Below are 11,859 nucleotides of genomic sequence, written 5' to 3' on the forward strand. Positions count from 1 at the left end.
CGTGGCAGAACAGACAGCACTTGCGGACATACGTGCCGGGGACGGGGCGGACGGCGGAGCGGACCAGGGCGGTACGAAGCCCGACTCCGCGGTGGTACGGGACGCCCTGGGGGTCGGTGTCGCCGTCGGGCTGTCGGGTTTCGCCTTCGGAGTGACCTCCGCGGGCAGCGGACTGACCCTGCTCCAGACCTGCCTGCTCAGTCTCCTGGTGTTCACCGGGGCCTCCCAGTTCGCACTGGTCGGCGCGCTCGCGGCCGGGGGCAACCCGTTCACGGCGGCGGCCGGAGCGTTCTTCCTCGGCGTGCGGAACGCGTTCTACGGGCTGCGGCTGTCCCAGTTGCTGGCCCTCCCGCGCGCGGTGCGGCCGTTCGCCGCACAGTGGGTCATCGACGAGACCACGGCCGTGGCGCTCGCCCAGCCCACGCGACGCGGCGTCCGTATCGGTTTCACCGTCACCGGAGCCGCCCTCTACGTGCTCTGGAACCTCACCACACTGCTCGGCGCGATGGGTGCCGAGGCGATCGGCGACACCGACGCGTGGGGGCTGGACGCGGCCGGGCCCGCCGTCTTCCTGGCCCTGCTCGCGCCGATGCTGAAGTCCACGACGGAGCGCGCCGCCGCCGGTGCGGCCGTCGTCCTGGGACTCGGCCTGCTGCCCGTCCTGCCCTCCGGCGTGCCCGTCCTGGTCGCCGCGCTGGCCGCCCCGGTCGCCCTCTGGGCGGAGGGCCGCCGCAGCAAGGCACCCACCGAAGAAGTACAGGAAGCGTCCCAAGGGGAAGACCGTTGAACATCTGGATCGCGATCGGCGTCACCGCGGTCGGCTGCTACGCCGTCAAGCTCATCGGCCTCATGGTCCCGGCCGGCGTCCTGGAACGGCCCCTGGTGCAGCGGCTCGCGGCACTGCTGCCCGTGGCCCTCCTCGCCGCCCTCACGGCCCAGCAGACGTTCTCCGACGGGCGGGAGCTGGTCCTCGACGCCAAGGCCGCCGGGGTCGCAGCGGCAGCGGTGGCGCTGCTGCTGCGCGCCCCGTTCCTGCTCGTCGTGGCCGCCGCGGTGGTGGTGACAGCGGGAGTGCGGGCGGTGACGGGCTGAAGCCCGGAGCGGCCGTCAGCCGATGGACCGCCCGTACGCCCGCAGCGTGAGCAGGGCGTCGATGGTCACCGTGGGGCGGCACTCCAGGGCCGTGCCGGGCGCCCACTGGCGCCGACGGAGCGGCCAGCCGCCGTCCTCCTGCTGATCGCCCGCCAGGTGGTCCAGCGAGCGGCCCATCTCCTCGTCGGTGAACCACGCGCGCGCGAGCGAGTCCGGCGTGCGCGCGTAGTCATACGGGAGGTGGTGTTCGCCGGGCGCGTACCCCGGGGCCACCGGACAGGCGTGCGGGCGGCCGGGATCCAGGACCGCGAGCCGGTGCTCGCGCACGAGACGGCCCAGCCGGTCGGCGGCCGCCTCCGCGCGCGGGCGGTCGGGTGCGGAGTCCAGGAAGGCCACCGCGGCCTCGATCTCGTAGGGATGGGAGTGCTCCAGCGACTCCACCGCCTGCCAGCAGAAGTCCGTGGCCCGGAACAGCCAGGCGTGCCACACCGCGTTGCGGTGCAGCAGGCCCACCACGGGGCCGGTGGCCAGCAGCTCGCTGGGCGGGTCGTCGACGATCGGGACGAACGGAGCGGTCGGGTAGCCGCGCTGGCTCGGCAGGATCGCGGGCAGGGCACCGTCCGGGGTCGACACCGAGGTCAGGAAGCGGCAGACGCGCTCCACCCGCTGCCCGCCGCAGCGCCCGATCGAGTCCAGGACGCGCAGGGCGTGCGCTGTGTGCAGGGGCTGGCTGACGGGGCCCCGCAGATCGGGTCCGAGCGCGTGGCCGTAACCGTCGTCGTCGTTGCGGTAGGCCGCGAGCGCGGTCTCCACCGCGTCGGCGCACGCGTCGTCGCCCCTCAGGAAGTGGTACTCGAACCGCCGCTGCTCCAGGACGCGCGCGGTGAGCCACACGAAGTGCTCGGCGCGCGAGAGCGGGGTGCGCGCCCGGGGCGTCGGGGAGAGTTCGGGTGCTCCGGTATCGACCATGCGTCAGACCGTAGGACGGAAAGCGTTTCCGGCAACCGGTCCGGGCTCGGGCCCACCCTCGGAAGCGGGATACTGAAGTCATGCGGTTGACGGTCTTCTGGCAGCGGATGGCGGATCATTTCGGCGCGGGGTACGCCGACACCTTCGCGCGCGATCATGTGATGACGGAGCTCGGCGGGCGTACCGTGCACGAGGCCCTGGATGCCGGCTGGGAGGCCAAGGACGTGTGGCGTGCGGTGTGCACGACCATGAACGTTCCGCACGAGGACCGCTGAGGGCCCACGAAGATCCCCGGACGGCCACCGATTGTCGGTGGCGTGGGCGAAACTTGCACCGTGGCCCCGACAGACGAGACCTCACCGGTCGTCCAGCACGCATCGCCGTTCGGCACGACGCCGCCCGCCGGTCCCCCGGCCGGGGAGGCCGCCGGGCAGGGCGGGCGCATGCCCCGCTGGCTGCCGCGCGCCATGGTGCTCGCCCTCACGCTCATCGCCGTCTTCCAGCTGGGCAGTTGGGCGTTCCATCAGCTCACCGGTCTGCTGATCAACGTCCTCATCGCCTTCTTCCTGGCGCTCGCCATAGAGCCCGCGGTCAGCTGGATGGCCTCGCACGGCATGCGCCGGGGGCTGGCCACCTTCATCGTCTTCCTGGGCACGATGATCGTCACGGCGGGTTTCATCACACTGCTCGGCTCGATGCTGGCCGGCCAGATCATCAAGATGGTCGAGGGCTTCCCGGAATACCTCGACTCGGTCATCAGCTGGATCAACTCGACCTTCCACACCGAGCTGAGACGGGTGGACGTCCAGGAAGGCCTGCTCCACTCCGACTGGCTGCGGAAGTACGTGCAGAACAGCGCCACGGGCGTCCTGGACGTGTCCGCGCAGGTCCTGGGCGGACTGTTCCAGCTCCTGACGATCACTCTGTTCTCGTTCTACTTCGCCGCGGACGGACCGCGGCTGCGCCGTGCGCTGTGTTCCGTGCTGCCGCCCTCCCGGCAGGTCGAGGTGCTGCGCGCGTGGGAGATCGCCGTCGACAAGACGGGCGGATACCTGTACTCGCGCGGTCTGATGGCGCTGATCTCCGGCATCGCGCACTACATACTGCTGCAGATCCTGAGCATCCCCTACGCGCCCGTGCTCGGTGTCTGGGTCGGTCTGGTCTCGCAGTTCATCCCGACCATCGGCACCTATCTGGCGGGCGCCCTGCCGATGCTGATCGCCTTCACGGTCAACCCCTGGTACGCGCTGTGGGTGCTGATCTTCGTCGTGATCTACCAGCAGTTCGAGAACTACGTGCTTCAGCCCAAGCTGACCTCGAAGACCGTGGACATCCACCCCGCCGTCGCCTTCGGGTCGGTCATCGCGGGCACCGCCCTCCTCGGAGCCGTCGGCGCGCTGATCGCCATCCCGGCGGTCGCCACGCTCCAGGCGTTCCTGGGCGCGTACGTGAAGCGGTACGACGTGATGGACGACCCGCGCGTGCACGGCCACCGGACACGGCGGCGCTCGCTCGGACGGCTGCGCCGGATGTGGGAGCGGCGCGAGGAGGACACCGGGAGCGGCTCCTCCACGTAGCGCCCCATGGGGAGGCCAGGGAAGGCGGCGCCCCACAGGGAGGGCCGGGAGGGCTAGGAAAGCAGTGCCCACGCTCCCGCGCCGAGGACCGCCGCCGCGCAGCAGCACACCGCCGCGCGGACGAGCCGTAGCTTCGCCGCGTCGCTCCAGGGGGTGCGGTCGAGCAGCCGGGCCAGTGCGGGCAGGACGAGCACGGCGTGCAGGCTGACGCCGTGCAGCGGCTTGAGCGGGGCGGTGGAGTGGTAGGCGGCCTCCTGGTGGCCGGTCCGGGTGAGGACGACACCGCGCGCGATCATCGCGGCCCCGGAGGCCAGCGCGACGAGCAGGATCGCGAAACCGGACCGCAGCGCGAGCGGCATCCCCACGGGACCGTCCGGCCGGCGCCGGAAGGAGGCGACGGCGAACACGGTGAGCAGCACCACGAGGACGCCGCCGCCCGCCGCGAGCGTCATCGAGACCCGGCTGTCGAAGGGGGTCTCCATGTTGAGGTGCGAGGGCACTTCGCGCCAGGCCTGGAGGGTGATGCCGCCGGCCTCCACGACGCAGTCGGCGGCGAACACGAGGAGCAGGGCGCCGCGCAGGCGTGCCCCGATCCGCAGGTACGAGGTGACCCAGGCGGCCGCGGCGAGCGTCAGCCCGAAGGAGAGCCCGAAGGTGACGGGCTTGCGCCAGGACACGGGCCCGTCCCAGGGGCCGCCGTCGACGGCGAACACCACCAGATGCGCCAGACCGGAGAGCACGAGTACGACGCCGGTGCCGTAGCAGACGCGCTCGGACACGCGCGCCGCCGCCCACCGGGTGCGCGGCGCGACGGCCGGATCCGTGGCGGGGGCTCCGTGCGGGGTACGAGTGGCGCTGCTGCGAGGTTCCACGGGGACAGCTTCGGCGGGGCGGGACCGGCGGTCGTCGTACGGGCGGAGGCTCCTGCCGTACGACCGGAGAAGCAGGGACGGGGAGGAGGGCAGCGGGAGAGGGGAAGCAGAAGCGGGGAAGCAGGTGTGGATGGTGGGCGGGTGCCGTGTGGTGCGCTTGACACCAAAATCGAACATCCATTCTTATAGAGGCGCCGACAGGCCTCTTGGACGGGGATTTCAGGCAGAAGTGTCCGAGTTATCCACAGGCTGGGCGGGCGTCGGGACGCATTGTCAGTGGCAGGCGCTAGCGTCTTTGACGTGAAGCGATCGACTCAAGCAAACCGGGTGGAACCCATGGCAGGAACCGACCGCGAGAAGGCGCTCGACGCCGCGCTCGCACAGATTGAACGGCAATTCGGCAAGGGCGCGGTGATGCGCCTGGGCGAGCGGCCGAACGAGCCCATCGAGGTCATCCCCACCGGATCGACCGCCCTCGACGTCGCCCTCGGGGTCGGCGGCCTGCCGCGCGGCCGCGTGGTGGAGGTGTACGGGCCGGAGTCCTCCGGTAAGACGACCCTGACCCTGCACGCGGTGGCGAACGCGCAGAAGGCCGGCGGCCAGGTCGCCTTCGTGGACGCGGAGCACGCCCTCGACCCCGAGTACGCGAAGAAGCTCGGCGTCGACATCGACAACCTGATCCTGTCCCAGCCGGACAACGGCGAGCAGGCCCTGGAGATCGTGGACATGCTGGTCCGCTCCGGTGCCCTCGACCTCATCGTGATCGACTCCGTCGCAGCCCTGGTGCCGCGCGCGGAGATCGAGGGCGAGATGGGTGACTCGCACGTGGGTCTCCAGGCCCGTCTGATGAGCCAGGCGCTCCGGAAGATCACCAGCGCGCTCAACCAGTCGAAGACCACCGCGATCTTCATCAACCAGCTGCGCGAGAAGATCGGTGTGATGTTCGGCTCCCCGGAGACCACGACCGGTGGCCGGGCGCTGAAGTTCTACGCCTCGGTGCGTATCGACATCCGCCGCATCGAGACCCTCAAGGACGGCACGGACGCGGTCGGCAACCGCACCCGCTGCAAGGTCGTCAAGAACAAGGTCGCGCCGCCCTTCAAGCAGGCCGAGTTCGACATCCTCTACGGGCAGGGCATCAGCCGCGAGGGCGGTCTGATCGACATGGGCGTGGAGCACGGCTTCGTCCGCAAGGCCGGCGCCTGGTACACGTACGAGGGCGACCAGCTCGGCCAGGGCAAGGAGAACGCGCGCAACTTCCTGAAGGACAACCCCGACCTGGCCAACGAGATCGAGAAGAAGATCAAGGAGAAGCTGGGCGTCGGTGTGCGGCCCGAGGAGGCCACCGCCGAAGCGGGTGCGGACACAGCGGCCCCGGCCGCCGCGGACGACGCCGCCAAGACGGTGCCGGCTCCCGCGGCCAAGGCCACCAAGTCCAAGGCCGCCGCCGCGAAAAGCTAGCCCGTGACGCGACGAACCGACTGGGCGGAGTACGCCCGTCCGGTCGCCTCCGACGGCCGGGCGTCCCAGGGGGACGGCGCCCGGGCCCGAGCGGAGGCGGATCCGTACGGCGGCGAGGTCTACGGCGGGGAAGGGACGTACGGCGGCGGCGCTGGCAATGCCTCTGACGGCAGCGAAAGCGGCTACGGCGGCGGCCCCGGTGACGAGAGGTACGGGGCGGACGAAGCGGGTCCGTCGGACGGCCCGGACCCGTGGGGCGACGAGAGTCCGTGGGGCGGGGCGGATCCGTGGGACGGCGCGGGCTCGTCGTCCGACGGGACGCGCGACAGCGGACGGCGCGACGGCGGTCGGCGTGGCGGCGCTCGGCGTGACGATGGCAGACGTGGTGACGGCGGTCCGCGCGGGGGCGGACGAAGTCGTGGCCGGCGGCGCGGTGGCACCGACGCCCCGTTCGGCGGCCCGCAGGACGGAGGCTCCACACCCTCGTCGAGGGCCGAGAAGGAGGAGCCCCCGGGGGACCCGGCTGAGCGGGCGCGGGCGATCTGCCTGCGTCTGCTCACCGGGACCCCGCGCACGCGGAAGCAGCTCGCCGACGCACTGCGCGAGCGCGAGATCCCCGAGGACGTGGCGGAAGAGGTGCTGTCACGGTTCGAGGAGGTCGGGCTGATCAACGACGGCGCCTTCGCGGACGCCTGGGTGGAGTCCCGGCACCACGGCAGGGGGCTGGCCCGCCGGGCGCTCGCGCGGGAGCTGCGGACCAAGGGTGTCGACTCGACGCTGATCGACGAGGCCGTCGGGCAGCTCGACTCCGAGCAGGAGGAGGCGACGGCGCGGGAGCTCGTTGCCCGCAAGCTCCGCTCCACGCGGGGGCTCGACCGTGACAAACGGCTGCGCCGCCTCGCGGGCATGCTCGCCAGGAAGGGCTATTCCGAGGGCATGGCCCTACGGGTGGTCCGACAGGCGCTGGAGGAAGAGGGGGAGGACACGGAGGGGCTGGAGGACGGAGGGTTCTGAAGGCCTCCGCAAGACGGAAGACTCTGACGGCCTCTGGAGACTTCGGCGGCCTCTGGAGACTCTGGCGGCCTCCGGCCGGACGTGCACCACGGGGATCCGATCGCGGGCCCTGGACTCGGTAGACGCGCGGGGGCGCCGATCGCGTTCAGGGCCCGGACTTCCCGGCCTTCCCGGACCGTTGCAAGTTTCCCGGCTTCCCGGACCGCTCGAAGCATCCCGGCTTCCCGGACCGCTCGAAGCATCCCGGCTTCTCGGTCCACTCGAGTTCCTTGGCTTCTCGAACTCCCGCTTCCCACGGTGGAGTCCCATGGTGGGACCCCGTGGTGGGCCCCGTGGTGGGCCCCGTGGTGGGCCCCGTGGTGGGGTTAACCCCCCGATGGAGACGCCGGGGCACCGCAGTGCACAGGCAGGTGTGCACAGACGACTGTGTACGCATGGCACAGGAACCCGGCGCGAAGGATCCGGCAGAGGCGACGCGTCCGCCGATCGAGCTCTCCGACATCGCCGCGCTGAGGGCGCTGGCCCAGCCTCGTAGACAGCGTGTGCTCCAGCATCTGTCCGTGCACGGTCCGGCCACCTCGGCGATGCTCGGCCGGGCGCTCGGCCTCAATACCGGGGCGACCAGCTACCACCTGCGGGAACTGGAGCGGTACGGCTTCGTGGAGGAGACCGCCGAGGCGGGCGGCCATGGCCGTGAGCGCTGGTGGCGGGCCGTCCCGGGCGACCGGCGCTTCCCGCCGCGCAGCCGCCAGAGCCCCGAGATGCGGCTCGTCATGGACGAGTTGAACCATCATGCGTACGCCGCGGACCTCGAACTCTTCGAGCAGTTGCAGCTCCGGCCGGGTGCGGCCGACGACCCCTGGGCCGACGCCTTTCCGTACTCGCGCGGCACGATGCGGCTGACCCCGGCCGAACTCCGGGAGTTCTTCGAGGAGTACATCGCCCTGGTCAACCGGTACAAGCGCGCCGAGGCCGACACCCCGCCGGACGCGCGCACGGTCTTCACCAGGTTCCTGGCCTTTCCCGCCGCAGCCTCCGTCGCAGCTTCCGTCACCGCTTCCGCCGATGAGGCCACCTCACGAGAGGCCGATCCCTCATGATGTTCCGCTACGCCCTCCGCAGCGTCCGGGCCCGTAAGGGCGGCTTCCTCGGCGCCTTCCTCGCCCTGATGTGCGCGGCCGCTCTCATTGCGGCCTGCGGCACCCTCCTGGAGACGGGGCTGCGCGGCAGGATCGCCACGGAACGCTACGCCGCCGCGCCCGTCGTGGTCTCCGGCGACCAGTACGTCCACCAGACCACCGTCAAGCACAAGAAGGGCAAGACGAAGGTCAAGCACAAGGCCAAGCCCATCGCGGAACGGGCCTGGATCCCGAGCGACCTCGCAGCCCGGATCGCCCGGGTCCCCGGCGTCGACCGGGTCGTCCCCGAACTCACCTTCCTCGCCCAGCCGTCGACACGGACCGGCACGGACGAGGAGCGGCCCGCCTACGGCCACGCCTGGACGTCCGCCGCGCTCACCCCGTACCGGCTCACCGCGGGCAGGGCGCCCGTGGCGGACGACGAACTGGTCGTGGACCGGGACTTCGCCGAGCGGGCCCGTCTGCGGCCCGGCGACCGTCTGACCGTCCAGTCGACGCAGGCTCCGCGCCGCTACCGCGTCAGCGGAGTCGCCGCGCCCGCCCACGACGTCCGCCACCAGACCTCGCTCTTCTTCTCCGCGGCCGAGGCCCGGCGGCTCGCCGCGCACCCCGGAAAGGTCACCGCCTTCGGCGTGCTTCCGGCCGAAGGCACGGACACGGCCACCCTGGAGCGGGCGGTCACCGAGGCGCTGCGCGGCACCACCGCACAGGTCGCCGGCGGGGACGACCGGGGCCCGGTCGAGTTCCTGGACGCGGCGGCGGCCCGAGTTCAGCTGGTCAGCATCGGCGGCGCCATGGGCGGCACCTCCCTGCTCGTGGCCGTGCTCGTGGTCGTGGGCACGTTCGCCCTGTCCGTGCAGCAGCGGCGCCGTGAACTCGCGCTGCTGCGGGCCGTCGCCGCCACCTCGGGCCAGATCCGCAGACTCCTCGGACGCGAGGCGCTGATCGTCGGCGCCGCGGCCGGCACGGTGGGTGCCTTCGCAGGGCTGCCGCTGGGCGCCTGGCTGCACGGCCGGTTCGTCGCCATGGGCGCCGTGCCCGCCACACTTCAGCACACGGTCAGCGTCTTCCCGCTGTTCGCGGCCGTCGGGGCGACGCTGCTCGGCGCCTGGGCCGCCGCGCGTATCTCGTCCCGCCGGGTCGTCCGCATTCGTCCGGCGGAAGCGCTCGCCGAGGCCCGTACCGACGGCGCCCGTACCGCCCGGGGCCGGGTGCTCGCCGGTCTCCTCCTGCTGGCCGGTGGCGCCGTGCTCGTCGGCGTGCTCAGCTCGCTGCGCACCGAACCGGCCTCCACCCCCGTGACGTTCCTGGCCGTCATCGTCTTCGCCTGCGCCGTGGCACTGCTCGGCCCGCTGCTGGTCAGGGCGGCCGTCGCGGTCCTCGGCGGACCACTGCGGCTGACCGGCGCCGGCGGGAAGCTGGCCACGGCCAATCTGCGCGGCAACGCCACGCGCATGGCCTCCGTCGTCACACCCCTCACCCTCCTCATCGGCATGGCCTGCACCGTCCTCTTCGTCCAGCCGACCCTCGGCGACGCCGCCCGGGCCCAGGCCCGGGAGGGGATCCGCGCCGACTGGGTGGTGGCCGGCCAGGGCCCCGGCGTCCCGGCCGAAGCGGCGCGCGCCCTCCGCGCGGAGCGCGACACCGTCACCGAAGTGGTCCGTACGACGGTCCGCGTGGGCCTCGACAAGTACGCGGCCCAGGGCATGACCCCGGCCGGCCTCACCCGTACCTGGGACCCGGACGTCACGGCGGGCTCCCTCGGCGGACTGGCGAACGACACCGTCGCGGTCAGCCGGCTTGCGGCCGACCAACTCCACCTGGAACCCGGCAGCACACTGAAAATGACCCTCGGTGACGGCGTCCCCGTCAGAGTCACCGTCGCCGCCGTCTACGCCAGGGGTCTCGGCTTCGGCGACCTCACCCTCGCCCATGACCTGGTCGCACGCCATGTGGACAACCCGCTCGCCTCCTCCGTGCTCGTCTCGTCCGCCCGCACACAGACCCAACTCGCGACTACGCTCCGTAAGTTCCCGGATGTCGAGGTTCTCGCGCCGGAGGCCGCCGACTCGGTCCAGGCCGAACGGCAGCAGGCGAACGCGGAGGTCAACTACCTCGCCATGGGGCTGGTCCTGGCCTTCACCGCCATCGCGGTCGTCAACACGCTCGCCATGTCCGTCTCCGAACGGGTCCGCGAGTTCGCGCTGCTCCGGCTGGCCGGGGCCACCCGCCGCCAGGTGCTGCGGATGCTGCGCACCGAGGCGCTCTCGGTCCTGCTGCTCGCCACCGCACTCGGCAGTTCGGTCGCCCTCGCCGTGCTCACCGCGTTCAGCGTCGGCATGACGGGCGGCGCGGGCCCGGCGATCAGGCCGCTCGTCTACATCGCCGTACTCGCGACCGCCGGGCTGCTGGCCCTGGCCGCCACGGCCGTCCCGGGCCGGGTGGCCCTGCGGACCCGCCCGGTCACCGCGGCGACGGTCCAGGAGTGACGGCCGGAAACGACCGAGGAAGCGCGGACTGAGCCGCGGACGACCGCGGCGGGCGCCCCCTCACGCCACGTCGGAACTGAGCCGCAGACGACCATAGCGGGCGCCCCCTCGCACCAAGTCGGAAAGGGCACCCCCTCGCACCAAGTCGAAGGGGGCGCCTCCTCGCACCAAGTCGAAGGGGGCACCCCCTCGCACCGCATCGAAGGGGCGTCCCTTCAACCGGTCGGAGGGGGTGCCCGTCGCTCGGGCTCAGGCCGTCACCGGAAGACCGGCCGCCCGCCATGCCTGGAAACCGCCGATCAGATCCGTCGCCCGGTGCAGCCCCAGTTGTTTCAGGGACGCGGCCGCGAGGCTGGACGCGTACCCCTCGTTGCAGACGACCACCACCCGCAGGTCATGGCTGGTCGCCTCCGGAGCGCGGTGGCTGCCCCTGGGGTCGAGGCGCCACTCCAGTTCGTTGCGTTCGACGACGAGGGCGCCCGGGATCAGCCCGTCCCGCGCGCGCAGGGCCTCGTAGCGGATGTCGACGAGCAGCGCCTCGTCGGCCTGCAAGGCGCGGTACGCCTCCTCGGCCTCCACGCGGTCGAGTCCCGCGCGCACCCGCTCCAGCAAGTCGTCGATACCGACCGCTTCGGAACGCTCGCTCACTGCCAGTCCTCCGGACGCTCGACCTGCTCCAGACGCAGTACCCGGCCGGTACGGCTGTACCGGCGGATCTGCGGCAGTGGAGGATAGTACGCGTGGACGGAAACGGCGTGCGTATCCGTCTCGTTGAGGACCTCGTGCACATGATGACGGCCGAAGGCGCGTCCCTTTCCGGCGGGCAGCCGCCGCTCGCGGTCCACCCCTTCGGACAGCTCCAGGGTCTGCCAGCCGTCGGTGGGCAGCCGGGCGGCGAGCGCGTTCTCGCTGAGCTCGCCCGCGGCGGTGAGGAAGGCGCCGATCGACTCGGCATGGTCGTGCCAGCCGGTTCCGGTGCCGGGCGGCCAGCCGATGAGCCACGCCTCGCTGCCGCCGGGGCCGTCGAGCCGCACCCAGGTGCGGCCCTCGGGATCGAGCGGCAGGGAGGCGATCAGCTCGCTGTCGGCGGCCGTGCGGCGGACGAACTCCAGCAGTTCGGCTTGGGTGGGCGCCTGCGCCGGCACCGAGGCGGCCACAGCGGCGGTCGAGGGGACAGCAGGGGACACGGGAGATGCGGGTGATACGGACACGGGTACCGTCCTGAGTTTTCGCGTGGGAGCGCGCG

Annotated in this window: 12 protein-coding genes; 8 read left to right on the forward strand and 4 right to left on the reverse strand. The window is 72.2% G+C overall.

The features are described from left to right. Position 1: 1 nt before the first annotated feature. Positions 2 to 787, forward strand: a complete 786-nt coding sequence (locus ACFV6E_RS33760) for an AzlC family ABC transporter permease (RefSeq protein WP_385164659.1) — start codon at positions 2 to 4, stop codon at positions 785 to 787. Further along, on the forward strand, positions 784 to 1,092 hold the full coding sequence (locus ACFV6E_RS33765) for an AzlD domain-containing protein (protein ID WP_385164662.1): 309 nt from the start codon (positions 784 to 786) through the stop codon (positions 1,090 to 1,092). Before ACFV6E_RS33760 ends, ACFV6E_RS33765 begins: the two co-directional genes overlap by 4 nt. Positions 1,093 to 1,107: 15 nt before the next feature. Here ACFV6E_RS33765 and ACFV6E_RS33770 read toward each other — a convergent pair whose 3' ends face one another. Beyond that, positions 1,108 to 2,061, reverse strand: a complete 954-nt coding sequence (locus ACFV6E_RS33770) for a hypothetical protein (RefSeq protein ID WP_385164664.1) — start codon at positions 2,059 to 2,061, stop codon at positions 1,108 to 1,110. An 80-nt stretch (positions 2,062 to 2,141) separates the two neighbouring features. Here ACFV6E_RS33770 and ACFV6E_RS33775 point away from each other — a divergent pair, with 80 nt between their 5' ends. Further along, positions 2,142 to 2,336 carry a DUF3046 domain-containing protein gene (locus ACFV6E_RS33775; RefSeq protein ID WP_385164666.1) on the forward strand — a complete coding sequence of 65 codons (195 nt, stop codon included), beginning with the start codon at positions 2,142 to 2,144 and terminating at the stop codon, positions 2,334 to 2,336. 60 nt (positions 2,337 to 2,396) lie between these two features. Continuing rightward, complete coding sequence (locus ACFV6E_RS33780; protein ID WP_385164669.1) at positions 2,397 to 3,638, forward strand: AI-2E family transporter; 1,242 nt, start codon at positions 2,397 to 2,399, stop codon at positions 3,636 to 3,638. A gap of 53 nt (positions 3,639 to 3,691) precedes the next feature. On the opposite strand, the gene ACFV6E_RS33785 is transcribed toward ACFV6E_RS33780, so the two are convergent. Then, positions 3,692 to 4,417, reverse strand: coding sequence for a hypothetical protein (locus tag ACFV6E_RS33785; protein WP_385164739.1), 726 nt, complete (start codon positions 4,415 to 4,417; stop codon positions 3,692 to 3,694). 429 nt (positions 4,418 to 4,846) lie between these two features. On the opposite strand from ACFV6E_RS33785, the gene recA reads away from it, so the two are divergent. The 4 genes from recA (at position 4,847) to ACFV6E_RS33805 (ending at position 10,613) form a co-directional block, all read left to right on the forward strand. Beyond that, positions 4,847 to 5,971, forward strand: coding sequence for a recombinase RecA (recA, locus tag ACFV6E_RS33790; RefSeq protein WP_385164671.1), 1,125 nt, complete (start codon positions 4,847 to 4,849; stop codon positions 5,969 to 5,971). 3 nt (positions 5,972 to 5,974) lie between these two features. Continuing rightward, positions 5,975 to 6,985 carry a recombination regulator RecX gene (recX, locus tag ACFV6E_RS33795; RefSeq protein ID WP_385164673.1) on the forward strand — a complete coding sequence of 337 codons (1,011 nt, stop codon included), beginning with the start codon at positions 5,975 to 5,977 and terminating at the stop codon, positions 6,983 to 6,985. 434 nt (positions 6,986 to 7,419) lie between these two features. Continuing rightward, positions 7,420 to 8,085, forward strand: coding sequence for a helix-turn-helix domain-containing protein (locus ACFV6E_RS33800; RefSeq protein WP_385164675.1), 666 nt, complete (start codon positions 7,420 to 7,422; stop codon positions 8,083 to 8,085). Beyond that, positions 8,082 to 10,613, forward strand: coding sequence for an ABC transporter permease (locus ACFV6E_RS33805; RefSeq protein WP_385466918.1), 2,532 nt, complete (start codon positions 8,082 to 8,084; stop codon positions 10,611 to 10,613). Before ACFV6E_RS33800 ends, ACFV6E_RS33805 begins: the two co-directional genes overlap by 4 nt. A 249-nt stretch (positions 10,614 to 10,862) precedes the next feature. On the opposite strand, the gene ACFV6E_RS33810 is transcribed toward ACFV6E_RS33805, so the two are convergent. After that, positions 10,863 to 11,261 carry a rhodanese-like domain-containing protein gene (locus tag ACFV6E_RS33810; protein ID WP_385466920.1) on the reverse strand — a complete coding sequence of 133 codons (399 nt, stop codon included), beginning with the start codon at positions 11,259 to 11,261 and terminating at the stop codon, positions 10,863 to 10,865. Next, a complete protein-coding gene (locus ACFV6E_RS33815) occupies positions 11,258 to 11,800 on the reverse strand; it encodes a cysteine dioxygenase (protein WP_385164685.1) in 543 nt (180 codons plus the stop codon). Before ACFV6E_RS33815 ends, ACFV6E_RS33810 begins: the two co-directional genes overlap by 4 nt. Between the last annotated feature and the right edge of the window lie 59 nt (positions 11,801 to 11,859).

Source organism: Streptomyces sp. NPDC059785, assembly GCF_042732375.1.
Taxonomy (GTDB): Bacteria; Actinomycetota; Actinomycetes; order Streptomycetales; family Streptomycetaceae; genus Streptomyces.